This window comes from Bradyrhizobium sp. URHD0069, from assembly GCF_000701345.1.
Taxonomy (GTDB): domain Bacteria; phylum Pseudomonadota; class Alphaproteobacteria; order Rhizobiales; family Xanthobacteraceae; genus Bradyrhizobium.
The window spans coordinates 79,941-106,666 of the sequence record NZ_JNIJ01000014.1 but is presented as its reverse complement, the minus strand read 5'-3'; the positions used below and the strand labels follow the sequence as shown (position 1 = coordinate 106,666).

The 26,726-nt window shown below is 59.6% G+C and carries 20 protein-coding genes; 5 read left to right on the top strand and 15 right to left on the bottom strand.

Annotated elements, in window-relative coordinates:
- Window positions 1–20: 20 nt before the first annotated feature.
- Both N554_RS0109290 and N554_RS0109285 read right to left on the bottom strand, forming a co-directional pair.
- Entirely contained in the window at window positions 21–998 is a 978-nt protein-coding gene (locus N554_RS0109290) for a 3-hydroxyacyl-CoA dehydrogenase NAD-binding domain-containing protein (protein ID WP_029583214.1), read from the bottom strand.
- A 21-nt stretch (window positions 999–1,019) separates the two neighbouring features.
- On the bottom strand, window positions 1,020–1,937 hold the full coding sequence (locus N554_RS0109285; RefSeq protein ID WP_029583213.1) for an SMP-30/gluconolactonase/LRE family protein: 918 nt from the start codon (window positions 1,935–1,937) through the stop codon (window positions 1,020–1,022).
- Between the two features lie 474 nt (window positions 1,938–2,411).
- Between N554_RS0109285 and N554_RS0109280 the strand changes: the two genes are divergently transcribed.
- Window positions 2,412–3,122: an SDR family NAD(P)-dependent oxidoreductase gene (locus N554_RS0109280; protein ID WP_029583212.1), complete on the top strand. Its 711-nt coding sequence runs from the start codon at window positions 2,412–2,414 to the stop codon at window positions 3,120–3,122.
- A 334-nt stretch (window positions 3,123–3,456) separates the two neighbouring features.
- On the opposite strand, the gene N554_RS0109270 is transcribed toward N554_RS0109280, so the two are convergent.
- Together N554_RS0109270 and N554_RS0109255 are read right to left on the bottom strand one after the other, a co-directional pair.
- Window positions 3,457–4,074 carry a hypothetical protein gene (locus tag N554_RS0109270; protein ID WP_245283564.1) on the bottom strand — a complete coding sequence of 206 codons (618 nt, stop codon included), beginning with the start codon at window positions 4,072–4,074 and terminating at the stop codon, window positions 3,457–3,459.
- 1,275 nt (window positions 4,075–5,349) lie between these two features.
- Entirely contained in the window at window positions 5,350–6,351 is a 1,002-nt protein-coding gene (locus tag N554_RS0109255; protein WP_029583208.1) for a UDP-glucuronic acid decarboxylase family protein, read from the bottom strand.
- A gap of 946 nt (window positions 6,352–7,297) precedes the next feature.
- On the opposite strand from N554_RS0109255, the gene N554_RS0109245 reads away from it, so the two are divergent.
- On the top strand, window positions 7,298–8,047 hold the full coding sequence (locus N554_RS0109245) for a Crp/Fnr family transcriptional regulator (protein ID WP_029583206.1): 750 nt from the start codon (window positions 7,298–7,300) through the stop codon (window positions 8,045–8,047).
- Window positions 8,048–8,082: 35 nt separating this feature from the next.
- Here the strand turns inward: N554_RS0109245 and N554_RS0109240 are convergent, their stop codons facing one another.
- From N554_RS0109240 to N554_RS0109225, 4 genes are all read right to left on the bottom strand, one after another.
- Complete coding sequence (locus tag N554_RS0109240; protein WP_081851196.1) at window positions 8,083–8,370, bottom strand: hypothetical protein; 288 nt, start codon at window positions 8,368–8,370, stop codon at window positions 8,083–8,085.
- Between the two features lie 61 nt (window positions 8,371–8,431).
- Window positions 8,432–9,808 (bottom strand): sugar transferase, encoded by a 1,377-nt coding sequence (locus N554_RS0109235; protein WP_197033511.1) that lies wholly within the window; start codon window positions 9,806–9,808, stop codon window positions 8,432–8,434.
- Window positions 9,809–10,016: 208 nt separating this feature from the next.
- Entirely contained in the window at window positions 10,017–11,021 is a 1,005-nt protein-coding gene (locus N554_RS0109230; protein ID WP_036052751.1) for an NAD-dependent epimerase/dehydratase family protein, read from the bottom strand.
- Between the two features lie 665 nt (window positions 11,022–11,686).
- Window positions 11,687–13,072, bottom strand: a complete 1,386-nt coding sequence (locus N554_RS0109225) for a polysaccharide biosynthesis/export family protein (RefSeq protein WP_081851194.1) — start codon at window positions 13,070–13,072, stop codon at window positions 11,687–11,689.
- 132 nt (window positions 13,073–13,204) lie between these two features.
- Here N554_RS0109225 and N554_RS0109220 point away from each other — a divergent pair, with 132 nt between their 5' ends.
- The 3 genes from N554_RS0109220 to N554_RS0109210 all read left to right on the top strand — a co-directional run bounded on the left by N554_RS0109220 (window position 13,205) and on the right by N554_RS0109210 (window position 16,819).
- Window positions 13,205–14,203, top strand: coding sequence for a WecB/TagA/CpsF family glycosyltransferase (locus N554_RS0109220; RefSeq protein WP_245283561.1), 999 nt, complete (start codon window positions 13,205–13,207; stop codon window positions 14,201–14,203).
- Between the two features lie 211 nt (window positions 14,204–14,414).
- On the top strand, window positions 14,415–15,257 hold the full coding sequence (locus tag N554_RS41880) for a helix-turn-helix domain-containing protein (RefSeq protein WP_036052748.1): 843 nt from the start codon (window positions 14,415–14,417) through the stop codon (window positions 15,255–15,257).
- A gap of 332 nt (window positions 15,258–15,589) precedes the next feature.
- A complete protein-coding gene (locus N554_RS0109210) occupies window positions 15,590–16,819 on the top strand; it encodes a hypothetical protein (RefSeq protein WP_245283560.1) in 1,230 nt (409 codons plus the stop codon).
- A 79-nt stretch (window positions 16,820–16,898) separates the two neighbouring features.
- On the opposite strand, the gene N554_RS0109205 is transcribed toward N554_RS0109210, so the two are convergent.
- The 7 genes from N554_RS0109205 to N554_RS0109175 all read right to left on the bottom strand — a co-directional run bounded on the left by N554_RS0109205 (window position 16,899) and on the right by N554_RS0109175 (window position 26,588).
- Window positions 16,899–18,512: a GMC oxidoreductase gene (locus N554_RS0109205; protein ID WP_029583198.1), complete on the bottom strand. Its 1,614-nt coding sequence runs from the start codon at window positions 18,510–18,512 to the stop codon at window positions 16,899–16,901.
- Window positions 18,502–20,502, bottom strand: a complete 2,001-nt coding sequence (gene asnB / locus N554_RS0109200; protein WP_197033507.1) for an asparagine synthase (glutamine-hydrolyzing) — start codon at window positions 20,500–20,502, stop codon at window positions 18,502–18,504. The genes N554_RS0109205 and asnB overlap by 11 nt, the downstream gene beginning before the upstream one ends.
- A gap of 10 nt (window positions 20,503–20,512) precedes the next feature.
- Window positions 20,513–20,698, bottom strand: a complete 186-nt coding sequence (locus N554_RS40910) for a hypothetical protein (protein WP_029583196.1) — start codon at window positions 20,696–20,698, stop codon at window positions 20,513–20,515.
- Window positions 20,699–21,375: 677 nt separating this feature from the next.
- Window positions 21,376–22,791 (bottom strand): right-handed parallel beta-helix repeat-containing protein, encoded by a 1,416-nt coding sequence (locus N554_RS0109190; protein WP_245283558.1) that lies wholly within the window; start codon window positions 22,789–22,791, stop codon window positions 21,376–21,378.
- A 91-nt stretch (window positions 22,792–22,882) separates the two neighbouring features.
- The gene (locus N554_RS0109185) at window positions 22,883–24,238 is read right to left on the bottom strand and encodes an O-antigen ligase family protein (protein ID WP_051677406.1); all 1,356 of its coding nucleotides are present in this window, start codon (window positions 24,236–24,238) and stop codon (window positions 22,883–22,885) included.
- A gap of 30 nt (window positions 24,239–24,268) precedes the next feature.
- The gene (locus N554_RS0109180) at window positions 24,269–25,579 is read right to left on the bottom strand and encodes an MATE family efflux transporter (protein ID WP_051677405.1); all 1,311 of its coding nucleotides are present in this window, start codon (window positions 25,577–25,579) and stop codon (window positions 24,269–24,271) included.
- A 55-nt stretch (window positions 25,580–25,634) separates the two neighbouring features.
- Window positions 25,635–26,588 (bottom strand): Wzz/FepE/Etk N-terminal domain-containing protein, encoded by a 954-nt coding sequence (locus N554_RS0109175; protein ID WP_197033505.1) that lies wholly within the window; start codon window positions 26,586–26,588, stop codon window positions 25,635–25,637.
- Window positions 26,589–26,726: the final 138 nt, after the last annotated feature.

Below are 26,726 nucleotides of genomic sequence, written 5' to 3'. Positions count from 1 at the left end.
CTCGCCGGCGGCGCCTGGCCTCAGGCAACCGGCTCCGTCGATTTCCTTTGGCTCGACTTGGCAATTTTGTTGCGCAGCTCAATCAGGCCGAGCAGGACTTCGTCGCGCTCCGCCTCCAGCTCCTCGATGGTGCGCGATCCGACCTCGGCATGGACGCTGTTGATGAGCTTCTTTTGCACTTCCGGAGTTAGTACCGGCGAGCCGAGGGTCTTCCACCAGGCCGTCATCGGGCCTGTGAACTGTTGGAAGAAGTGCTCGATGCCGCCCGGACCGCCGCCGAGATGGTTGAGCATCAGGTTGCCCATAACGCCCCAGCGCAGGCCCGGCCCCCAGGAGAGAGCCGTGTCGACATCGGCGGCGCTCACGACGCCCTCGGCAACGAGGTAATAGACCTCACGGGCCAGCGCGGCCTGGAGGCGGTTAGCGACGTGCCCCGGCATTTCCTTGTTGAGGCGAACCGTCCGCTGCCCGATCGACGTATAAAATTCCGCTGCGCGCCGGATCGTCGCTTCCGAGGTCTTTGCCCCGCCGACAATCTCGACCAGCGGGATCAGGTGCGGCGGATTGAACGGATGGGCGATGACGCAGCGCTCCGGATGGGACGCGGCGCCCGACTGAATTCCGCTCATGGTGAGCCCCGACGAGCTTGATGCGATGATCACGTCGGGCGGCAGCAGCTCGTCTAACTGCCGATAGAGCTTCTGCTTGAAATCGATCCGCTCGGGCCCGTTCTCCTGGACGAGGCCGGCGCCGGGGAGCGCCTGCGCGAGGTCGGCCGTGAACGTCAGGTTCGACTGCGACGCTCCGGGCGACAGGCCCAATCGCTTGAGCGCCGGCCAGGCGGTCTCGACGAACTTCCTCAGCGCGGCTTCTGCGTTCGGCGCGATGTCCGTCGCGACGACCTGCAATCCCTTGGCGAGAAACAGCGCGGTCCAGCTCGCGCCGATCACGCCGGTGCCGATGATGGCGATGCGGCGAATGGGCTTGGTATCGGTCATGTCATTTCTCCGATGCGTTTGTCAGACTTCGGCATAGGCAATGCCGGTGAGGTTGCCTTGTGCGTACAGGAAATTTCGTTCACCGGATCCATCGAGCCGTGCGGAGTAAACTGAGCCGGCGAAATCAGTCACGAACATGCGATCGTTTTGAACGTCGAGCGCGATACCGATCCCCTCCATGAGATGGGTCACCACGATCTCTGGCTCGACAGGCTTGTTGTCGATCGAGGCCCGGTTCACTGTGTTGCCGCGCGGAGGGTCGCCGCGGTCGGTCCAGTAGAGAACACGGTTCTTGTGGTCGAGCTCGATATCGATCGGCTCCGGCAGACGGTCGAAGAAGATTTCGATATCGGACCTGGTCGCTGCAGTTTGGCCGGCGGGAATTTCGACATTGGCACGGAAGAGGCGACCGAGCCCGGCATTGTCTGGGCCTTTTTGCGTCCAGTAGATATGTCCGAATTTCGGGTCGATGGTCAGCCCAACGCACCATCGCGTCGAATCCCGGCTGTCGGCTTCGCCGCGCCCGGCCTCGATGAGCGTCTCCCGCTGCGAGCCGTCGAGGTTGCAGCGCATGACCCGCATGCCCTCGCGGTCGCACCAATAGAGCTTGCCGCCTTTCTTATCGAGGATGATCTGCTTCGGAGTGTGGGTATCTCCCTGTGCGACGATGACCTTGCGGTTCTTGCCGTCGATGTCGACGCGCTCGATGGACCCGTCATTCAGGTTTGGGATGCCCATGTTGGTCCAGTAGATATGGCCAGCCTCAGCATCGATGACGATGCCGTCGGGCAAATGGCAGTCCGTCACGATGGTCTTTCGGTCGGAACCGTCCGTATTCATGGAGTGAATGCGGCCGGCGTTAATCTCAAGAACAAAGAGACGAGGGGCGACGGCGCTGGCGCGAGCGCTTCGATTGTTCTTCTTGACGGCTTCAGACATGTGGCACCTGTATTGCGATCTGATGCGAAATTGGTCAGCGCTTGACCGCGACTGTGCCGCGAATATTTGCCACGATATTGAATGAGACGATCGTCACTGGAATGGGTGTGCTTCTTCGTCGCTGTCGTGCAGCGCGGCACGTCCCTGCTGCGCACTTACACATTTCGTACGGGAAGGATATTTCGGCACCGGTCTATGACCGGTTCACAGAGGGGTTTGCGACTGCGGACATGCGGACCATGCGATCCCCGCTCGACTCGCTCCTGCAGCGTCTTCCGTAGCGCTCATTTGCTGGCGACAGCCGCCGGGAACTGACATTCACGTATTGGTGAGGCGCCGCGACTCGACCATTGAACCGTGCTGTAATCCAAAAAATTCCGAGTGCTGGGAGAGTGGCATGAAGTCAAGGGAGCACTTTTATCGCTTACCGTACGGCGGTAGCTCCTTGAAAGCCATTCAAAGACCGGGCGTGCCATGAAGACAGCGATCGTGATCGGAGTAGGGCCAGTCCGGGGGCTTGGAGCTCAGTTGTGCACACGTTTTGCTGCCGACGGGTTGAAAGTGATTGTCGCTGGCCGAACAAAATCGGCCATCGAAGCGGTCGCAAACGACGTTGCGTTGTCCGGCGGACGGGCGATCCCGGTCATAGCGGATGCCACTGATGAGACAGATATAGTCGCGCTCTTCAATTTCGCCGGTACTGAACTGGACTTAGCAATCTATAACGCAGGAAATAATACCCCGGGACGTATCATCGATATGGATGCAGAGTATTTCGAGCGAAGCTGGCGCGTCGCTTGCTTTGGTGGCTTTCTATTCGGTCGCGAGGCGGTCCGCCGAATGCTGCCGAACAGAGCCGGTACCCTTCTCTTCACGGGTGCCAGTGCTTCCCTCCGAGGGCGTTCTGGCTACGGCGCATTCAATTCAGCGAAGGCTGGGCTGCGGGCTCTCGCGCAGGCGATGGCAAAGGAATACGCCGGCGAGGGAATCCACGTAGGTCATGTCGTTGTCGATGGCGCCATCGCGGGAGACAAGATTTTTCAGCGATACCCCGACGCGGCTAGTCGGCAAGAAGATTTAGTCAGCATCGAGGGGATCGTGGACGCGTTTGCGTTTCTTTATAAGCAACCGCCACGGGCGTGGTCATTTGAAGTTGACGTTCGTACGTCTAAGGAAAAGTGGTGAAACGGGTTATGCCGCTCTCGACTGCAGCATAGAGACGACCTTCTGAGCCCGTCAGCCTGGCGTTCGCGACCACCGTCTTCACCAACGGCTTCAACCGCATCAAGATCGGTGCGAACATCAGGCCTCCGCTGAGCGCCCGCATCGTCTTCGAGATCGAAATTGTCGTGTAGCGCCATCACACCGTCGGGACGAGAGCCGCTAAGATGCCGCCTGCGCACAACTTGGAGGCGGACGTGAGCCGACGCGACGCCGTTGCGTTGGGCTCAAGGGAACTGCTCTATCGCTGGCGCCCAGCGTCAAGCAGACTCCAGGCATCTCTAAGAAAGGTTCGGTATCAAAATGACATTGGGTGCAGCACGACATCGAGCAAGAGTTTCTGGAGCCCGACGATTTCTGCCCCGACGCCACGGCGAGTTTCCCACCACCGGTCGGGGTCAAAATTTGAGTAGCGCGCGGATCGAACCGTGACGCGTGTCGAATGGCCTTTCATGACTCGGTCGAGCACTCGCCGCGCTCGTCGCGAGTGATCCTTATCGGCCACGAACACAACGGATTGGAGCTGATGCTCGTCGCACCATGGCGGAAGCGCCTGCCCTTCACCTTCGGTCGACCCTCCCTCGATTGTGGAGATTCGCACCACATCTGTCACGCCAAGCGACCTCAGTTGACGAATCTGATCTGCCCCCGCATTCTCGTAAGGGAGCCCCCGCCGGATGAACTCATGGTCTTCTAGACTCGGAGGGTCCATAAAAACCGCAACTCGCTTTGAGATGCCGCTTTGCACGAGGTCCGCCGCTTCGAGCGCCCCGACGCCACCGGAATCGAGCGATATGATTATGATGTCCGCGGACGCGACCGGTTCGTTTACGACGAGCGCCCATCCTGCGGCTCGCAGAACCGGCTCCCGCAGGGAGCGAACGGCAACGATCGCAAACGCGGTCAATGCGACCATCACTAGGATCGGGGCCCACCAAGGCCGCCGGGAGATCGTACCCGGATTCATTGGGTTACTACACGAAAGCGCTATGTCTGCCGGGGCAGCATCGGCCATGCTCCGCTAACATCGGCCATGCTCCGCTAAGATGTCTAGTCCGGTGTTGGCACGTTTGAGACCTGCCAACAGGCACTGAAGATGTCCGGTTATCGGGGTAGGCCGGAAGTCATCCTTCGAATTTTCCGAGTGACGTTATTCGATATATGGCAAGAGCTGCTTTGGAGGCGGCGCGCACTGCATAGAACAAGCCGCCCGGGCGATCGCCGGACCGCTCATTCCGCGACTGTCGGCACGGCCGCCGGTCCCATCGCACATTGCTTATTTCGCCGGGACCGTCGCCCTGGGCAGAGCGGCGGTCCCTTATCGAGCGGTACGCATCGCCGGGGTTGGTGTGGGTGTCGGCAAGATCCGCACGACAACAATACGCTAAAGCTTAAAATGCGATTGGCAATTGCAATTTCGAATTAGCCCTTAAGGCTATGGTGTGTGTACGAAAAATCCTATCCGAATTGATGACGTGATGGAATCGCCTAAGCCGGCGGCGTGATGGAATCGCCTAAGCCGGCGGAATGATCGGGCTACTCTGTTTCGTACTGGCCGTTTTGGGATTGCCATTCAAGTCGAAGCTGCGGCTTGAGGCTGAGAACGCGGTGCTTCGACATCAGCTGGTGGTCTTGACGCGTAAGCTTCATGGTCGCGTCCGGCTCACCAGCCATGATCGCTGGTTCTTCATGCCAGCTGTATCGCTGGTTTCCATCGATCCTAAAAGTCCTCACGATCATCCGGCCCGAGCGCCTCGGCGCTGGCCTCGGCGCATCGATGCATTTGCGCGCTGTCGGCATCCGTTAGGAACCATCGAAATAGACTTCCCGACCGAGCGCCAGCCAATCATTCTCATGGCCGTAGCCGCAGTAGAGGTTACACATGCGACATCCGCCGCGTTGGGTTGTGCGAGCCACGCGATCCAGCCGTGATAGCGGGCTTCGTATGCATTCCCGGCGCGACCGTGCCAATAGAAGTTGTTCGGTCCATGGAACTCCCAGTGGTCGCGACCGTCGTACCATACCCAAGCGTCGCGCAATTTGGTTTTGGGCGCGAATTGCTTAACCGCCGTGTGAGCCTCCGCGAGAAGGGCGCGGCTAAATGCGATGTCGATGGAAGCCATTTTCAATCTCCCAGTTTAAGCCGAGGATCAGGCTATGCCCCAATCTTAACCGGATAGCATGCTTGCGATTATTGGTCGGCTTCGGTGAATGCCTGCGCACCGGCAACCGAAAGCAACTGGTCGAAATACGAAATTGTTCTCTGTAGGCCTTCCGTGAGCATCACCGTCGGCCGCCAGCCCAGCAGCTCTTGTGCCTGACTAATATCCGGACGACGCTGCCTCGGATCATCCTGCGGCAAAGGCCGGTGAACGATCCGTGAGCGAGAGCCGATCATCGCGATCACCTTCTCCGCCAGTTCGCGAATCGTGAACTCATTCGGATTTCCACAATTCATCGGTCCGGTAATCTTGTCTGGGGAATTCATCAGACCGATCATTCCACTGACCAGATCATCGACAAAGCAAAACGAACGCGTCTGCTGCCCGTCTCCGTGGATTGTTATGTCCCGGTTATTGAGGGCCTGAATGACAAAATTTGAGACGACACGACCGTCATTCGGCTGCATGCGCGGTCCATAAGTATTGAAAATTCGCAATACTTTGATTTTCAGATTGTGCTGCCGACCATAGTCGAAAAACAAAGTTTCGGCGCAACGCTTGCCTTCATCATAGCAGGAGCGCGGCCCGATCGGGTTCACATGACCCCAATAGGATTCTTGCTGCGGGTGAACCTGAGGGTCGCCATAGATTTCAGATGTCGACGCTTGAAGGATTTTGCCTCGTAACCGCTTGGCCAGACCAAGCATGTTGATGGCACCAATCACGCTGGTCTTGGTCGTCTGCACGGGATCCCATTGATAATGAACGGGCGAGGCTGGACAAGCGAGATTATAAATTTCGTCGACTTCGACATAGAGGGGAAAGGTTATGTCGTGCCGCAAAAACTCGAACCGCGGGTGGTCACGCAGGTGCTCGATATTGCGCCTGGTCCCGGTGAAGAAGTTATCCACGCAGAGCAAATCGCAGCCGATTTCGAGCAGACGTTCGCACAGGTGAGAGCCAATGAAACCTGCACCGCCCGTCACAAGTACGCGTCGCGGCGGCAGAGTTGCTTTCGGGAACGGCGCCATCGCACTGGTTGGCGCTATGGTCCGATCAAAGCCGACTGGAAAATCCATATTTGTTACTCTGAAACTTGTTTCTGTAACTCCCAAGGGACGGCACTGATGCGTCACGTATGATCGCTATATTCTCAGGTTCCGTGATCTTCGGCAGCAGCCAATCCGGGTTGCGGTCGTTGAACGAGGCGCTTCAACAGCTCTCCACATCTGCCGCTTCAGCACGAGCGAACATGTTCCATGTATCCGGGTCACGATATGAGATTACGAAGCCGCAAGCTCGAATTTGCGGCCGACGTAGCCGCGAGCGACCAGGATATTCATGCCGCACATTTACGTTTTTACCGTACGCGTTCCGAAACATTTGTCTGTGGCGCGCAGGGAGTACTTCTTTGTGCCAACCCAGAGGCACCTGCAGGGCCGGCATTGGCGAATTGAGGCCAATTCGCCGTTGTTGGATTTGACGAAGTTCGGCAGCGAAGCCTCGTCTGCCGCGCGGAGGCCGACGGATGACGAAACAGCGCCTCAATTCGCACCGGATAGTTTGCCATCGAAGGAAGGTGTAGCAACCGAACAGTTTCCAAATCAGATCGCTATGCCATATCGCGACTTCCAGCGCCGCGATCCCACGAAGCCATTGGATGTCGTTGTGCTCTTCACATCCTATGCGCGCGGGGACGGATGCTTCCACGCAGGTGCTAACAGTCGCCAACTCGCTCTATGGATGCGCCCCCAAGGCAATTGGATGCAGAGCCAAGTTGGTCCGCAAAGAGCCTGACCGCTGCACTTAGGGATTACCACGGACGAGGCGGGTTGAATTACACTGTCCAAGGGTGCTCCAAAGGTATATGTTGCGAACGTCCGAGATTGCATAATGACAATCCGACGTTGTGGTTACAGATAATTTGCAATTACCAAGCTTGGGGCGGGTTTTGTATCAATTTAAGAAGTACGTGACATGCATGCCTTGGCACGGAAGCTCAGAAATTTAGCGACGATTGATGATGAGGAACTGCAAGCCCTTGTCACGATGTTTAGGACCAAGAGAAATATAAGGCGCGGAGACGACATCCTAACCATTGGCAGCAGCTCGGCGTATTCAACTGTGCTGCTGCAAGGCGTGGCGTGCCGGTACAAGATCGTCGAGAATGGCCGTCGCCAGATTTTCACGTTTCAGTATCCTGGCGACTTTTGTGACGGCTATAGCTACATCCTGCCGACCCAAGACAGCGCAGTCAGCGCGCTGACGGAGTGCTCGGTTAGTATCATTCAGCACAAAGATATCGAACGGATCACCGCAACATTCCCGAATCTCGGCCTCGCCTTGTGGCGAGATACAATGATCGAGGCCAGTATCTTCCGCGAATGGAATGTCGGCCAACGGCCTGCGCGCGAACGGATCGCACATCTGCTCTGCGAGCAAACCGTTCGGCTTGAAGCCATCGGCATCATTGGCGGCGCGATCCCGATGACCCAGGTGGACTTGGCGGATGCGGCGGGCCTTTCGACGGTTCACACGAATCGTACAATCCAGGATCTGCGGCAGCTCGGCGTCCTCCTGAGGAATAGGCGGGCGATCGCGGTGGCCCATTGGGACCGCCTTGTCGAGATCGCCAAGTTCGACGCACGTTACCTCAATATACCGCAAGTGTTGTCAAAGTGGAGCTCGCCCGCTCAAATTTGTCACGACGCTCGCAATCTGCATTAAGATTTACTTTGAATAATCCGCGGAATAATCCGCGCCTATCGGAGCAAAACCCGCCGGGGACGCATCGGATAAATCGCGGGAAGCAGCTGATCGCGAATATCGTCGAGGATGCGCAGACCCGAATGAGAGCAGGCTCCCTCCTTTTGCTTTTCCGCGCACCGCCAGATTGGCCAAGTCGGCTCATGAATTGGAATGCGATCGGCGTTCAGCTTTGCGATTTTGCCGACATCGCAATCGACGCATGAAACCTCATGACTCATCTCCGCCAGGCAAACGCCCCGACCAGGCCCACGTCGACCACGCCAACAATGACGATTGTTCATCTTGTCCCAAAAATAGGCAAGACGTACGCAAAGCGATCGAGGTCTTGGCGCCTGCTCGGGGTTACTTTGCGCCCTGCGCGCCAATCACCGCTGGCAGTGTTGCGATTAGAATATACAGGTCGAGCCAAAGGGAACGGTTCTTGATATAGAAACAATCCTGCGCGCGTTGCACGTCGAGGTCGCCGTTGCTGCGCGATGAGATCTGCCACAGGCCGGTCAGTCCCGGTGGGACCGTCGCCCGCAGCGCCTGAAATTCTGGGTCGAAGGCGTCCAGATGGTAGGCGGGAAACGGTCGTGGCCCCACCAGGCTCATGTCGCCGCGGATCACATTCCAGAGTTGGGGCAGCTCATCTAGGCTGGTACGGCGCAGCAGGTTGCCGACATGCGGCAGGATGCGCGGATCCTGCGGCAGCTTGAAATAGCGCTGCCAGTGATTACGCAGACCGGGATCGCTCGCCAGCACGCGCTCGAGCCGCTGCTCAGCATCTCTATACATCGTGCGCAACTTCAGAACTCGAATCGGCGTGCCGTAACGGCCAATGCGCCACTGGCCATAGAAAGCGGGGCCCGGATCGGCGAGCTTGATCGTCAGTGCGAGCAGCCCGATGATTGGCGCGGCGAGAAGCAGGAGCGCCAGCGCCAAGGCCAGATCGATGGCGCGCTTCAGCCCCTCGCTGGGCTCGCGGGGCTGTCCGCTCAGCTCCAAGGCGACGAAGCGGGCCGCATTGCGAACCTGAAGGCCGAAGGATGGAAATTCGCCGAGTCGGTTGATCACCAGGACTTGCCGGGCGCCCAACCGATACAGGGCGGCTGGATCACGCGGGAGGACTTCGCAATCCGGCACGATCACGACTTCGGCGCCGCCGTCGGCACGCCATCCATCAAGCGTGCCGAGCACGGGCAAGGCCGCACTGGCACCGTCAGTGCCATGTCGCGGCACGAACTCATCGACGTCGTCGTCGGGGCATGCGCCGTCATCGATGAATCCTATCGGACGCAGTCCACAGTCCGGGTGGCTCAGCAACAGGCGGGCGAGCGCGCGGCTGCTTGCGCCGGCGCCGAGAATGGCGGTCGGAGCGCTATAAACATCGGACCTGGCGAGGCGCGCGCCGATCAGGTGCTCGGTCCACAAGCCGAGCACAAGTGCGAGCGCGCCAACCAGTGGCACGATCGCCAGTTCGACTGACGGCCCCTCACGAACCCACATCAGCATGCCTGCGAAGATGAACAGTAGCGTCGCCGTCGCGCGAAGGCGGAAACGCTCCATCGGACTTCTGATGTTGGACCGATAGAGGCCGAGCGAACAATTGATGCCAATCAACAGCAGCAACAGCACGCACAAATGCATCTGCACCCGGCCGACCAGTCCAATCTGGCCGGCCGGCCACGCCACGGCGACAATCACCGCAACTGCAACGATGGCCATGGTGCCAGACACGATGTCGCCTGCAAAAAGGCCCGCGGCGAAAAGTCGGCGTCGTCTGATCCCTTTCGCCGCTAGTGCCCCGCGGGGCGCGCCCCCACGAAGCCCGAACGGCTCGCCATCGGGTGGCGACAATGTGTGGGCCACTCGTGCTTCGACGTTTGACATGAGCCATCAACCGTTCGATGACCGGGCTAACGGGACTTCTATTGTTCAGGACTGCCTATTCCGCCGCGACACTCGCGCCGGTTACACTCATTTCTACCGAGGCTGCGGCCGCCATTTGTTCAGCGATCCAGTGGTAGGTAGGAGCAATTCCCTTGCGCAATGTCATTTGCGGCTCCCACTGCAGCACCGCGCGCAGCCGCGTATTGTCGCTGTTGCGACCGCGCACGCCCTGCGGCTTGGTGAGATCATGCACGAGCGCGATCTTCTTCTCGGAGGCCGTGATCACGATTTCGGCAAGCTCATCGACGCTGACCAGTTCATCCGTCCCGAGATTGAGCGGCTCTCTATAATCCGATCGCATGATGCGATGAATGCCCTCGACGCAATCATCGATATACATGAACGAGCGGGTCTGCTTGCCATCGCCCCATACTTCGATTGTGCCTGGATTCGGGGCGCATGCGACCTTGCGGCACATCGCCGCCGGCGCCTTTTCACGGCCGCCGTCATAGGTGCCCAGCGGGCCATATACGTTATGGAAGCGCACCACGCGCGTGGAGAGACCGTAGTCTTCCATATAGTATTGGCAGAGTTTCTCAGCGTACAGCTTCTCGAGGCCATAACCTTCTTCGGGCTCCGCGGGAAACGCGTCCTCCTCGCGCAACGGCGTTACATCTGGGGAGGTCTGCAGGCCCTGCGGATAGACGCAGGCGGAGGATGAAAACAGGAACCGTTCGACGTTGTTGCAGCGCGATGCTTCGAGCATGTACAGATTCATCAAGGAATTGTTGTAGGCGATCCCCGCATGTGAGCCGGTGATATATCCGATGCCGCCCATGTCGGCCGCCAGGTGATAGACGCGATCCATCCCGATGGTGCAGGTCTGGCAATTCTTCAATTCTCGAAGGTCGAGCAGCATGAACTCGTCAGCATCGGTGCCGCTATATTCGGGTCGCTTGATGTCCGCACCGCGCACCCGATAGCCCGCAGCCTTCAGATACGACACTAGATGATGCCCGATGAAGCCGCCCGCTCCTGTGACCAACGCCCAAGGCTTCATTGGTTTCGACATTTTGTCTTCTCCATCACAGACGTTCGGTGTTCACACTGGTCACGTTACGGCGGATGGTGGCACCCTCAAGCGCCAAGAGGGAGTAGCCCAATTGTTAGAGGTCTCTGCGCCACGGCGACGCCAACGGGGCGGCACTGCGCAAATGGAAACGCGCCTATGAGCTTGTGCCAGACGTCTTGACACGACGGCGCGTGATCTGTTGCGCAGGCCGATATTCACGAAGTTGGATACCAGGGTCCGAAAATGGCCTCGGCCATGGCTGCCGCCGGTTGCTGGAAGATCGAGATGGCCAAAAAGCGTTCCGATCTCTACCGCTTCCGAGTATGCATTGCGGAACATGGTCGTGAACGACGAACACGATCCGTGCCGCGTCTCTGTCGGAACATTCCCGAACCACTTGCGCCCGGGCCACGATGTAAATGGCACTCTGGTGCGGCCTGATAAGGGTGCGGGCCACGAGATGGCGTATGTCGCGCCACCTCGCAGCCACCGCGACGTCAAACAGACGTCAGCATCGAACTTCAGCCGTTTGAGTGAAACGAGCGACAAGACGACATGTCTGACAGGGCGGCGTTAGCCAAGGCCGTGGCATCCACGGGTGGTCCGACCGTTGTCATGTGGTGCCCCTCTGGTTGAGTGAAATGGCTGTACGCTCAATCGAGCGGCCGCGCCGATCCAACGGCGGCCGCTCGCGCCGCCATAGCGTCTCCCGTCCGAGATGGGGCCTCGCTTTGTGCCGTTTTTTCCCTGGATACGCCGAACTGATCCAGCGGCAGTTCAGGCACGGGCGGAAAAAGCGAGCCGACCTGCACTACGTCTCCGGGCTGTAGCGGGAAGTCGATAGCGGCATCGTGCTTTACATTCGTGGTGCCCTTGGCGCGGGTCACGGTTATGGCTGGCTGCTGCACTTGTTCCGCAGTCAGTAATCCGAACTGCTGCGCGCGTGCCGCGCGCGTGCGTTGCGCGGCCGGAAGCGTAACGGTCAATTCCAATAGCGATCGCTCTGTTTCCCGCAGTTCGGTCATCACGCGACGCTGGTAACCGTTGTGCAGTTCGGTGATCTTGAATTGCAACTCGCCGATCGAGAGTTCCGCCTTCAGCGAATCCGTTTTCAGACGCCCGATGTTTCCTTCGATGCGCGCCTCTTCGCGCTTGACCTCAATGTAGGTCGACTTGCGCGCGAGTCCGGTTTTCATCAACTGCTCGTAGTCCGCAACCAGTTCGTGATTGAGGTTACGCTGTTGCAGCTCGAGTTCCGCTTGGCGGTTGAGTGAAGCAATCTCGGCCTCCAAACGCGGAAGCTGCTTCCGCAGGGCCTCGGTCTCTTGTTGCGCGGCTTCCCGTTCCGCTATGAACGCACGCTGCTCGCCATCGCGGATCTGAGCGATGCGGGCCGGATCGACAACGGGTCCCGACATATCGGGGAAATCGATGCGATCATCGCCGTTCTGCAGTGCGATCAGCCGTGACCGTTTTGCAAGGAGGGCCATACGGCTGATTTCCAGTACGCGAACACGTTCTTCTGCCTGCAACAAATCTCCGAGCACGCCGCCTTGCCGGCTTTCGGACACGCCGATGCCGCCCGCGCGCGCTATGGCTCCAAGCACCGACAGCCCTTCACGGTACGGATAGAGGCCTGGCGTCCGGACCATGCCCAGGACATAGATCGGACCAAACTCCGCTATTTTTACGCTGACCGTCGGATTGCGGACATATCCCTGCTCCAGCGAGTGAGCGATGCTTCTTTCGAGCTCACTCAGCGTAAGATTGACTGCGTAAATGTCACCGATGATTGGCAGCCGGAGATTGCCACTCTGATCAACAGTTGGTTCACCGGATAGGTCGGGTTGGCCAAAAACGGTTACGCCAATCTTGTCGCCGGCCATGATCCGGTATGTTTGCCCAGCCGGCGACTGTGCCGTGGCAAGATCAATCGTCCATGCATGAAGGATGACGAAGATCGCCAGCGCCCGGCCACCGGCAGCCAAGGAACACCATCGTGCTTGTCTGCGCCGCTGTTTCCCAAAAATTGAGATCATCACGTTACCGGCCTGTTGGGTAAGTCGCTATGCCGTATGGTACCTTATTATAGGCAAAACTTACTGGGGAGCGCCGGCGATCCACGGTCTAAGAAGCGGTACCCCGTCGGATTGGCAGCACCATTCCGTCAGATGCGCAATCTTCGCGCCTACTACCAATGCGGTGCTTGCCCCATTGCGGGTGCGGCGCAATCATTACAATGCGTGAATGGCCCAAGGCTTTGCAATGGCCCAAGGCTTTGCACCGAAAATGAGAATAACAATGATACGCTCACCGGCGCGGAAGGTCGTGTGATTGTCATGTCAGTCCAAGACCCATGTACGAAGTCGGTGCTTGATCGTGCGTTCATTTTGGGAGTCGGGGTTAGCGCGATCACGTTGGACCGAGCGGTTTCAACCATCGAACAATGGATCGAACGCCGGACTAAGAACTATGTTTGCGTCACCGGCGCCCATGGCGTCATTGAAAGCCGTCGTGATCCGCAGCTACGCCACATCCACAACGAGGCCGGCATGGTCACGCCGGACGGAATGCCCCTTGTATTCATGGCGCGCCGTCTCGGCTTCAAGCCCGTATCCCGCGTTTACGGCCCAGACTTGATGCGGCGCCTGACCGAGATTTCCGCGCAAAAGGGTTATCGCCAGTTTTACTACGGTGGGGGAGCCGGAATTGCCGAACATCTCGCGGCAACATTGAAAGCCCGATATCCCACGCTCTCAGTCGCCGGCACCATGACGCCGCCGTTCCGGCCGCTTACGCCCGAAGAAGGCGAAGCGACGGTTGCCCGCATCAACGAGGCTGCGCCGGACATTGTATGGGTCGGCTTAAGCACGCCGAAGCAGGAACTCTGGATGGCGTCGTACATTGGTCGGCTGAACGCTCCGGTACTGGTGGGGGTAGGTGCAGCATTTGACTTTTTGGCGGGCACGAAATCCCAGGCGCCAGTCTGGATGCAACAGAGCGGGCTGGAATGGGCTTACCGGCTGGCACAAGAGCCACGCCGGCTGTGGAAACGATATGTCCATATCGTCCCGCTTTTTTTCGTGCTTGCGCTAACTCAAATTGTTGTCCGGCGCGTGGCCGGCATTGTCAGTTTGAGGTTAAAGAAATCAACAGCGTCGATAACGTAAAAGTGAACCAGGACTTATCGCAGGTTAATTTCTCGTCTCACATACTTCCTTAATTTGATCGAGGCTGGAAGGGCCATGCTGCAATTTTACAATCGATAAGGGGACCGCGCGAATGCCGCGCGGGGTGTCCCAGGCTTCGGTCGTGCGTGTCTTCCTTCCTCGATCATCAGTTCGATTCCATGCTGGAACAGACGTCAACGAGGGGGTCGTTATGGCGATATGGACAGCGACTATCATCGTCGAACCTCATTTGCTTGTACGCGAAGCGCTTGATTCGTTAATTAAAAATTATGGTTATGGCGTCGTTTGCAGTGTCGGATGTACTGCGGACATCGGCGGTCCATCGATGGTCGGTGATGGACCCAAGCTTGTAATCTTGGGCGCGCAGTCCGCCGACAATGCGATCACCGAGGCTGGAAACATTCGCAAACTATGGTCCGATAGCAAGATCGTTTTGCTGTTCGAATACGCTTCCTTCGCCGATTTTCAGAAGCTGCTAACGTCGGAAATCGATGGCTGTGTTCCGTTGTTCGTATCTCCCGAGACGCTGATTAGAACGTTAGACCTAGTTATGATGGAAGATGCCCGCGTTATGGTCACGGTCGGCACAAGGCGTCCTTCTATCCAACCCACACAGACAGAGGATTCACATCAGCCTGAGGGTGAGATGGACGAGCCCGGGTCGGGCAGCACCGAGCATGAGGCCATACCAATCACCGTATCCGCCATACAGCCAACTTGGCCTAAAGTGAACGGCCCCGGCGCGTCGCATCTAAACGGGCACAAGGGTGAGACGCGGTGTGTGCCTGCGCTACGAAATCGCCCCAGACTGTCAGAGCGCGAGGCTCAGATTCTCGACGGTCTGGTGAAAGGGCATGCCAACAAAGTAATCGCGCGCTCCTGCGACATCACCGAGGCGACGGTCAAGGTCCACATGAAATCGATCCTACGGAAGATCCAGGTAGCGAACCGCACACAGGCGGCTGTTTGGGCGCTGGAGCACGGCCATTCTACCGACGAAATCAAGGACCGCCTGCTGACGGCGGCCTGCTAAAGCGGTGGAACGATCGTCGGCATCGGTAATTCCGTGCGTGTCGCGAGCTTGTTATAACGAAGGCCATCGCCGAGGTCTGTTTCGCTCGCGTCGCCGGCTGTCGATTATTCTGCAGACTGTGCCCGGCACCTGCCTAAGGACTACCCCTTAAAAGACCAGTCATTTCGCCTTTTTCGAACGCTGGCTCACCAAAGACATCGGGTTAGTATGCAGCGACCTAGTGGGCCTCCCCTTCCGACAGGGGGGAGAGAAGACGGCCACCGTGTCAGCGTCTGTCGGCGTTCGCGTCAATAGCTCGAAGGTCACCTTGCCGGACTGGATAGGACATTGACATGAAAGCGTGTGCAGGCGACTGGGTAGAGGTCTTGAGCAAGGAGGAGATCCTCAGGACTCTCGACAAGAATGGACGCCTCGACGAGCTCCCCTTCATGCCGCAAATGTTCAAATATTGCGGTCAGCGTTTTCGTATTTACAAGCGCGCGTACAAGACCTGCGATACGGTCAGCGGGCATTATACAGGGCGACGCCTGCAAGACGGGTTCCATCTCAGCCTCCGCTGTGATGGCCAGGCCTACGGCGGATGTCAGGCCGGCTGCCTCATATTCTGGAAGAGCGCTTGGCTCAAGCCCGTCGACGGGCCGGCGCAGGTCCAGTACGTGCCGAAACTCGTCCGCTCGCCGAGCGAGGAGACGCCTCCACCATTACGTTGCACGGAGAGCGACGTCTTGGGCGCCACAAAGCGGCAGGGCGCCGGCGGAGATCCCAGATATTCCTGTCAGGCCACCGAACTTCTCAACTATACGACACCGCTCCGTTGGTGGGATGCCCGGCAGTATGTGGATTCCTACAGGTCAGGCAACAGTACGTTGCCGGAGATAGGTCGCGGCTTTTTGTATTTGTTCTACTACTATGGAACGCTGGCCTTCAGCGACAGATGGGGACGCCCAGCCCGCTGGCTATACAATCGCATCCAGTGGATCAGCGGCGGCACTCCGTTCCCCCGATTGAAAGGAACTATCCCGGTCGGTCAGCCCACGCCCAGACGCGATCTCGGTCTTCGGCCGGGCGACTTGGTGCGGATGAAATCCTATGAAGAGATCCTTGCGACGCTGGACGTCAGACTTTCGAACAGAGGTCTCTCGTTTGACGCCGAATTCGTGCCATTCTGCGGCAAGGTCTTTCGCGTCAGTACCTGCGTCGAACGCTTCGTGGACGAAAAGACCGGACAGTTGAGGCGGATGAAGACGCCGGCGGTTATCCTGGAAGGCGTCAGCTGCAAAGCGCTTTTTAGTGGTCAGCGAATGTTCTGTCCTCGCAGCATTCATTTGTGGTGCCGCGAAATCTGGCTCGAACGCGCCTCCATCGACGCGTACCCCCGAGCCCCAGTCCGGGCTGGTGCGTACGCAACGGCGGACAAGGCTGACGCCTTGATGGATGTGGGAGAGCAAACAGTCGAGACTGTCCGCTCAACCAGTCAAGATGAAAAGCTCCCAGTGAGTTCCCTCAAAATACAGCGTGCAACGCCGATCGCGTGTGATTTGCAAGAACGTACAATAAATTAACGCCTGGTTAGCCTCAGTCCTTTATCCTGCACTCCAAATCCAACCTCATTTTGCTGAAGGGGCTCGACACAATGGGTCTCTAGTTCGGCGTCAATCTGAGATGATCGGCGAGCCGAAGAGAGAGCGCGACGATGGTCAGCGACGGGTTGGCATAGCCGCCGGTGGGAAAGACCGACCCTCCGGCGATGTAGAGGTTGCTCATCTCGTGTACTCGACAGTTCTCGTCCACGACTCCACGAGCGGGATCGTGGTGCATCCGTGTCGTACCGAGGTGGTGCCAGTTGCCGAAGACCGCCGGCGGATGCTTCCCGACTCCAAGGGTCGAGATCACAGTGCCCACGCCTGCCTCACGGACGGCGTCGCCGAAGATCTCCACGGTCCGCCGGATCGAGTCCCAGTCCATGCTCGTCAGCCGCCAATCGAGGATCGTCATGGGGACGCCGAGTCGATCTCGGCGTCGGGCGAGCTTCACTCGAGAGGACATCGTCGGCGCCTGCTCGGCCATCACGTCGATGCCGAAGACCTCCGGTGGGCGCCCGGAGCGCCAGGCCGCGTAGTGGCGGAGGATCTGTGGTGCCCCCAGGATGGTCCGCAGCGCATGCCTCGCCAGCCCCGGCGTCGCAATCCCGTGGTGCACCGATCTCCGGACGACCTGGGCCGATTGCACGGCCGCCGTCATGCCGGAGCGGTAGGTGTGTCGTAGGCGCAGCACGGCGTTGAGCAGTCGCTCCGTTCTCAAGGCAGAGTCGCTCAGCCGAAACATGGCTTCGACCCTGAGGTCCTCCCCAGCGCGCTGGTACTGGTACAGCCTGAACGCGCTTCGATCGAGCTCCGGATTGGGAATCAGGTATCCGGCTGCGACATCCGGATGTTCCATGAAGGACCGGCCCACCAGGTCGCGGTTATTGCCGATGCCAGCGGGCTGGCTGTCCCTCGAGACCAGCAGCAGGCGAGCGGTCTCGATCGCCCCCGCAGCGACGACGAACGTCCGCGCGTGGACGCCGAATCGGTTGCCTGACAGCGTCGCACAGTCCATCCGGTTCACGCGGCCGTCCCTGTCGGTGAGGTGTACGGCGTTGGCGTGGAGCACGAGGTTGACATTCTCGGCCCGCGCGAAGTCATCCTCGTATCGGTCGAATCTGCTGCGCTTGCCAAACTGGAAGATCACCGACTCGACGAGATTGGGATCCAGGGGTAGCGGAGCCCCGTAGCCTCGGGCTTCCCATGTCTTCGCGTCGTAAGCAAACGGGCCCAACCCGCACAATTGCTGGGCCCGTTCGTAGAAGGGCTCGAGCTGCGTCCTGTCGATGGGCCAGCCGTGCTCCGGCAAGCCGTCTCGTGTCCCGAAATCGATCGCGTCGAGCGGGCGGACGTGAACGCCGCGATCTTCGTGCCAGGCCCGCGACGAGCCGCCGAACGCGCGCACCCTCGCAAACCGGAGCGGATAGTAGGGTTGTCCGGCGTTCCGGCCGCTGGCCAGTGCTTGCTCCCCCAGCGTATGTCGTCGCAGCACGGTCGGCAGATCGCGAAGGGACTTCGTGAACTCCAGGCCGCCTCCTTCGAGGAGTACGACGCTCTCAGGCCGACCAATGAACTCCCGCGCGATCGAGATCCCGGCGATCCCCGCACCGACGATGCAGATGTCGGCCTTCAGGATCGAGTCCGCGGCGATATGTCTCGCGTCAGTGAACACTCAGCAGCCTCCGATCCTCATGCACGGTGGCGTCGGGATCATGATGCTTTAGCCAGGACCTGAACATGAGCACCGGCCAGAGATGGTCGACCCGGTCTCGCCGGCCGGAGAGATGTTCGTGCCACTTCACTCGGATCGGATCTGGGTCCAACAGCCCCTCTTGGCGGATGCAACCTGGGTCCAACAGGTCCTCGGCCCACTCCCTCAGAGGTCCTCTGAGCCACGTGCTCAGCGGCAGATGGAATCCCATCTTGGGTCGCTGATACAACGCTTCGGGAACGTGTCGGTGGAGGACCCGGCGAAGGATGTACTTCCCCGTCTCGCCGCGCACCTTCAGGTTAGGCGGCAGGGTGAAAGCGAATTCGACGACGCGATAGTCCATGAACGGCACGCGCGCCTCTACGCTCACGGCCATGCTCGCGCGATCGACCTTGTTGAGCTGCGTGTCTACGAAGGTCGTGACGAGTTCATGAGCAAGCATCCGCTCCAGGATTTCGAATTCGCCGTTCAGTTGAACGAATGAAAAATCGCTCGGCGGTTGCTCGGGATCGTGACCCACGACGAGCCGGTCACCGGGATCCCACCGAGTGGACAATACGCGGTACATCTCTTCCTGGGAGGCAGAGGCCATCCAGCGTGCCAATCGGTGAAGCTTGGCGCCAGGGGTTCGCTCCCGTAGCCGGGAGGGGACCGCCGGCTCGATGATGCCGAAGACCTTGTCCCACGTCGCCGGCGGGATCGCCGTTAGCGCTCGCGCTCCTTGCTTCCGGATCCCGGCCGGCAGCCAACCGAGCTGTCGGCACACCCTTGGCAGCCATCGATGGCGGTGGTAGCCCGCGAATAGCTCGTCGCCTCCATCGCCGGCCAATACGACGGTCACGCTCTGTCCAGCGAGCCGATAGGCGACGTGATTGGATACATAGGACGGATCGGATTGCGGTTGGTCGGATAGCCGAGCGAGCGAAGGGATCAGCCGGATGATGTCGTTCGGCGCCATGTAGAGCTCGGTGTGATCCGAGCCGATGTGAGCGGCGATTTTCCGCGCGGCAGGCGCCTCATCGAGGCCCGAATCGGGGAAGCCGATCGAGAAGCTTCGGATCGCCCTGAAGCTCTCCTGCTGCAGAAGCGCGAGTACCGTCGAGGAATCAATCCCGCCCGATAGCAGGACCCCCAGCGGAACGTCGCTGACCGCACGCAAGCGAACCGCGTCCCTTAACAAGCCGTCCAATCTCTCGACGGCCTCGTCTTCGCTTCCCGGGAAGCGATCCTGGCATCCGATCTCGGCCTTGTCGGTCACCGACCAGTACACCCGCTCATGTGCCCGCAGCCCCCGGTCGAACGTCACATACGTTCCCGGGCGGATGCCGCGAACTCCTCGGTAGATCGTGTCCTCGGATTGCCAATGTATCTCGCGCAGGTATCGGTCCAGCCAGTCGCGGTCGATCGTCAGCGCGGCGTCGGGATAGACCGAGATCGCCTTCAACTCCGAGCCGAATACGAGTGCGCCGTTGAGGCGACCGTAGTAGAGAGGCTTTACGCCGAGTCGATCTCGCGCCAGGCACAGTGTTCGCTCGCGGACATCCCAGAGCGCGAACGCGAACATGCCGTTGAACGACCCGAGCGCCCTGTCGAGGCCCCAGGCTTCGATGGCCGCAAGGATCACTTCGGTGTCCGAGTGACCGTGCCAGCGTGGCGCCAGATCTGCCTGCTCGAGCGTGCGAGCGATCTGCGCAGAGTTGTAAATTTCGCCGTTGTACGTGATCACGTACCGACCCGATGCGGAGTGCATGGGCATATGGCCCTCGGGTGATAGGTCGATGATCGCCAGCCTTCGATTTCCGAGCGCGACTCCCGCGATCGGGTCAACCCAGGCACCCTCGTCGTCGGGTCCGCGGTGCGCGAGGCAGTTCGTCATGCCGAGGACATGTCGCCGCATCGATTCGGGACCGCGACTACTGCCGGGGTCAAGGAAGCCTGCGATGCCGCACACGAGGAGCCTCTCAGTTCTGATTGTCGATGATCCACCGTTCCATCCGCACGCCGGGCAACGCCACCCACACGAAATCCGGATCGGCGCGATTGAAGGTACCCTGGTGAAGAGCAGCGCGGACTTCTGCCTTGTTGTAGCAGGGCGCCACCACCGATAAGCATGGCGCCATCAGGTCGGGTGCCGCCAAGTCTGACATGGCCTAGTCAATCGGAACGCCTCCTACGCTGATAAGGATGAGGCAGTTCGGCTTTGGCTGCACTAAGCCTTTGGTGATTCATCGGCGAAATTCTAGGGTACCACTAACGCAAACCGCGGCATCTCACATCAGCTAATGGCGTACGCCCAACTCTATCGCTGCGATCGCCTCCTAATGCTCTATCCGCTCAGGCTGGGCTCACCAAGACGGGTATCCAGGCCAACTATGAAATTGCAGTTCCAAGTAAGCTCGCGCAGGACCGGCTGCAGATAGCAACTGTGGACGTGGGTCAAGAGATCGCTGCCATGGCAGAGGCGCTACGTCCGGTCCTACTCGACGTGATGGGCAACAAAATCCGGACGATCATCGGTCTAAGACCGGTCCCGCTCAAGCGAGGTCCCGAGTGCCTCGGTCGGCATTTGTGCATTGCCACGTTCCAAGCCCCAATTCGTTTCAAAGCTTCAATCGCGCTGATGATCAAAGAGCAATTCTATCATCAGTTGCCAAGCGCGATCACCGGGAATCCTTCCACATCTTTGTCGCGGCATTGTCGGATCAGAACGAGTGCGGCCTCAAGGGTTCCCTCGGAATGACTTCCCCGGCACACCAAACTGATCCACGATCGAGCCGAGAGATTTCGAGTACTCTCATGACACCGTCCCCGTGCCCCCTGGCCATCATTTGTCGGGCAAGACCAGGCGGCCGGACTGCTCCAGACCCTTGCGCCGGAAGCCGCTCCAGTCGGTGACGTCCTGGCCCCACACGAAGCGGGACGGGTCGCTCGCGGCCCGAACACGATATGTGTTGCCGTCGAACCGGTTGTTGCCATCCGTGATGATCGTGAAGTTCTCATTCCCGGGCTTGGTGTCGGAGACGCCGCCGGCACAGACGGCACCCTCGAATGTCATCTCGTTGCCGCGAACGGTATTGTTGCGCGTCTTGTACTGTCCGCCCGCGTCGTTCTTGCGCCCTTGATCGATCAGCATGATTCCGCATCCGCCGGGCGCGACGGTCACCGTATTGCCAGTCACCTCGACATCCTGGGAGGCGGCAACCGTGATATCGGCCCCCCAAAACCACCTTCTTTTGCCGCTGCCATTGTACCGGACCACGTTGTTACGAATGACGGCCTTGAATGAAATCTCGTGAAAGATTCCCGACTGCTGGTTGCTCTCGACAAGATTGTCCTCGTAGATAACGTTACGGCAGTCGATATCGCACCATAGTCCGGGACCGTTGTTGTCATGCACATGATTGTCGCGGAACGTGACGCCATCACTTTCGGCGATCTTGGCGCCGCCGGCTTCCCAGTCTGGATCGAAACCACGGATGTTGTTCGACCAGATTCGGTTGCCCTCGATGAGGATGTCCTCGCCGTTGCCATTGATGCCGATCTGGCCATTATGATGAATGTCGCAGTTATGCACGCGAGTGCCGGACCCGGCGCTGATCCCAACACCGCTGTTCAGGTGCACTACGCAATTTTCGATAGTCCATCGCACTCCCTCATTAGCGTGGATCGCGCCTTTTTGCGCGCGGCTCCCATACTTCTCGACCGTGAGATTGCTAATCGACACATCGGGTGCAGCGCTTTCGAACGCAAACAACGCGGCGGTCACCTCGACTTTGTGGTTCGTCGGGTCGTCGACGATGTAGATCCTACCGGCGTCGTAATCGACGTAGAACTGATTGCTTGCGAGCGCGTCCTTGCTCACCACTTTGGTCAACGGCCGGTCGTCTATGAACAGTGCGTCCGGACGATCGCAGGCCGGCGCGCTGGGCAGGCATTCGCCATACTTGGGGGCGCCCTGAGGTTGGCTGCTCGCCACCCAATAGCGATCTTCGCGCTGGAAGGCGGTCAACAGCCGGCTGCCATTCAGGATGGTGGCGTCCTCCCCGTTGAAATGCTGCCGCGGCCGCGGGCGAACCGCCTGCGCTCTATGAATTCCGTTTTTCAGACAGAACACGGCACCGTCAGCCGCAGCTGCGACCGCCGCTTCAATTGAAGCGCCGGGCTCAATGGCGATCGCGTCTCCCGGACAGGACGCGCTTTGGACGCCAACCTTCGCCGGCGGGACAAGCGGAAACCTCACGACCGACGCCGCGAGCCCCAGCACGCAAACGCCGAATACGGAGAGCAATGTTGGGCGTAACCACAAGCTTCTATGCCATGCCATCATCTACCTATACTGCATTCCTTTCTGCCGCGCCGTAAACGCGATAGACCATCACCGATCCGATCCCGAAGCCAAACAGGCACCAGAACCATATGCCCTGCATCGGACCCTCGAGCACGACGTCGAACGTCGCGTTGATAACAATCGCCGCGGCATAGCAGCCGATGAATAAGAACAGGTTCGCCCAATCCTTGTGGCCGCGGGCGCGGGCCGTCAGCATCGCTCTCATCAGCATGCCAAACCAGGACACGAGGACTAGCGCCCACAGCACCACGCCCGGAATCCCAGCGCGTGCCAACAGGGTCATGTGCGCGTTGTGCGGGCTGCGTAACGGCGGATGCGGATTGCGCGGATGGCCCGTGCCGCCGAAGCCGTCGGCATCGGCGAGATTTATTCCGAATCCTCTGCCGGTCCAGAAGTTGGGTCCATGGATGGTATCGTTGATGATGATGTCCCACCAGTTGAGACGCCACCGCGTGGTTCCTTCCCTCTGTTGGCCGGATTGACCAATAATGCTCTTGGCGTTATCGACGATCTGGTGGGCGCTGACTGGACGTGCCCACGAATCCCTCGAATCATTTTCCTCATATTCGCCGAAGGTGGCTTCGAGCGCGAGGAGAGCGGCGAATATGCTCACGGCCGCCACCACCGTGGTCAGCAGCAAGCGGTACCGTCCGAGAACGAGCATCGTGATTGTGACCGGCACGATGACGGCAAGCGTCGCGCCACGATTGGTAGCACTGACCAAAGCCAGCGTGGCTAACCAGACGAAAACCCAGAGGAAAGAGACTTTGCGATAGCCGATCAGGACGAAAACCATGGCGCCCGCCAAATGCGTTCCAGCCATGGTCGCCCCGATCTCCACGATCGGCACCGGACCATACAGCCGCGGGATGTAATTTCCCCAGTACTTGGTGAGCAATATCCCCACGAATATGGCGGGAAAGCTCGCCAGCATGATCCCGTAATAGCGAAGCAGGGTGTTGATCCGGCTCGCATCTTCGAGCAACAGACCAATGACGATGAAGGCGAAGCCGCCATACATGACGATGGCGCTGTCGCGCAAGGAATCAAACCCGTACAGGCCAAAGAAGGGGAACGTACGCGCCAGGACCCAGGCCATCAGTGCGACCAGCATGAGGGCCGGCAGTGTCGCGAGCGCACCGACAAGGGCGCCGGTCCTGAGAAAGACAACGATCCCCGTGAGGAAGGCGATCTCGCCCATATAGAGCGGCGGGAAGCCGAGATAGGCGAAGCCTTTCCCCATCAACGCATAGCCCAGCAACACGATCGCGAGGAACGCGAGATAACGATCGCCCTCGGAAAGCGCGCCCCGGGATCCCGTTTTGAATGTGTCCGTCATTGTTCTTTGCGTGTCGGGCTCCATGTTGCATCATTGCTCTGCGGGCACGCCGACGACCTTATTGGCCGGTCCCGGACTGCCGACCGCCCCAGAGCGGGCCCGCTCGCGCGATTTTTCGTCAGTGATCAGCCATGCGATCGCGATCACGGCGCCGGTCGCGCGCACCAGGTTGGCGATCAAGAGAGCCTGGCACGCACCGAGCACGCCCAGTGTGCCGATGAGGGCGAAGGCCAGCACTGCCGCCACGCCAACGGCCACAACATTGACCGCAGAGGCGAGCCTGCCGGCTTGAACGCCGAGCAGCGTCTTGTTGATCATTTCCGCGATGTAGTCGAGTACCCCGGCGACCGCGAGGAACTGCAAACCCATGGCGGCGGCGAGGTAGGGCGATGACGGACCGTAGACCGTCCGCAGAAGCAGCTCCGGCATCAGAACGGCCGCGGCGGAAACAACCAGGATCGGCGCCAAGCCGAAGAGGACATAGCCATAGGCCGCGCGCGACGCGCTGATGACGCCCCCGGTGCGGTGCGCGTGAGCCGCGACCTGCGGGATAGCATTGCCGATTCCCATGATGATCGGGTTCATCATGTTCGCAATGTTCAGACCGGCCTGAAGCGATGCGGTGGCCGCGGTCCCTGCAACAGCCGCCAACACCCACGGAAAGAGCTGAGCGCGTGCGAGCACGAGCTGGTAATTGACGAAAGACCACTTCCCGACGGAAAAATATTCACGGGCCAATAGCCGCGTTTCGGCAAGATCCGGCCAGGCATATCGCAGCTTCGACGCATGCACCAAGGCGCCGATGGCGAAGGTCGCCGACATAATATAGAGCGCGGCCGGGAGCGTGATGGCATCGAGCCAAGCCAGCAGCGCGATCAGCAAGGCCTGTCCGACGTAAGCGATGCCGTCTCCGGCTACCGCCGCACGGTAGCGGAAATCGGCGAGCAGGCATCGCCGCGACGTCTCCTGCGCCTGCCAGCACAAATAGCAGAGGCACGCCGGCAACCTGATGTTGTCGACCTCCAACAGCGTGGTTCCAAGCGCCATGGCCACGACCAGGACGAGACTCAGAGCCGTGGTAAGCAGGATCGTGTTCCCGAGCAGCCCGGCGCGCTCCTCATCGCTTGTGACGCACAGGCGCACAGACAGCGGGTAGGAGATGAACGAGTAATCGATATTCCGCAGTATGAAGATGGCGCCGAGGAAAAGCGCGAATTCCCCATAATCCACTTCGCTGAGCGTGCGCGCGAGCAGCACGTTGAGCAGGAAATTGCCGAAGCTTACCACGCCCTGATCGACGAGCGTCCATGATGCTCTCTCGATGAGAAGTTTAGCGCCCATGGAAATGCCCTCGACAGTCTTTGTCGCTCGCGGGATGCAGGATTGGACGTCCGCGCTATTGTGGGTGCGGCTGGTGACCGACCGTGTGCTTGCGTTTAGCGTCCCTGCGATCGCGCCAAATGGCCAGGCCAACGCCGGCCAGCAAGGCCGACAGGAAAGACAGTCCGAGGATCACAAATCCCTTGGGACTCGTCGGGGTCCGATTTGGCACCGCCAGCTTGACGGTTTCATCGCTTGTGACCTCGTCCTGACCACCGTCCTGCGGGCTCATCGCGGCCTTCAACGAGGCGCGCGCCGCGTCCAGTCCCTCCGCGGCCTGCAAGACCTTTGGATGCTTTTCGCCGTAAATCGCTAGTTGACGCCCCAGTTCATGCTCGGCCGCCGCAGCCCCATCTCGTCTCCGTTGCAGCTCCTTGTCCCGGAGGTATTCGATGGCGAAGGCGTTGACGACCCGCGCGGCTTCGTCGGCGGACGGCGCCGTGAAGGAAATGGAGATGAGATATGAACGTGTGTCGTTCATTACCGCCACCTTGTCGCGCAGCATCGCGACCGCCCGATCGAATGGCGAATGGTTACGGGTTTCCGGCAAAAGCCTGGCCCGAACCCAATCCAGGCCCTGCGTCGCCCACGACTGCGATTTGGCGGCCACGGGGTCCAGCCCAAGGCGCTTTACGACTGCCCGCAGGATCGCGTCGGAACGGATCAGACGAGCCTCGCTGGAGACAATCGACGCCGCGTCGACGCTTGCCAATGCTACGGCCTTTTCTTGCTCACGGGAGAACAGATTCGGATAGATGAGAGCCTCCGCCGAATATTTGCGTGGCATCAGCGGTATGATGATGCACGCGATCGCGAGCGCGAGCGCGACCAGCGATGCGATGAGCCCTCGGTGCCGCTTAATCGACAGTAAGCTGTGGGCGGCCCAATCCTCATAGTGGGCTCGAAAATCCGAGCCCTCCCGCTGAAAAATAGGCCGCATTTCATGATCGAATTTGAGCGGTGTGTTCATCATTGATTTCAATAGCTGATGGGAGCGCGCAGCGGGCAGCACTTTGGGCGACGTATACGCTGCAAAGTGACTACCTCGAAAGAAGCGGCGGCAAGCTCCTCGTCAGCTCCGCCCGTGTACAGCGTTCCAAGGGAGTAC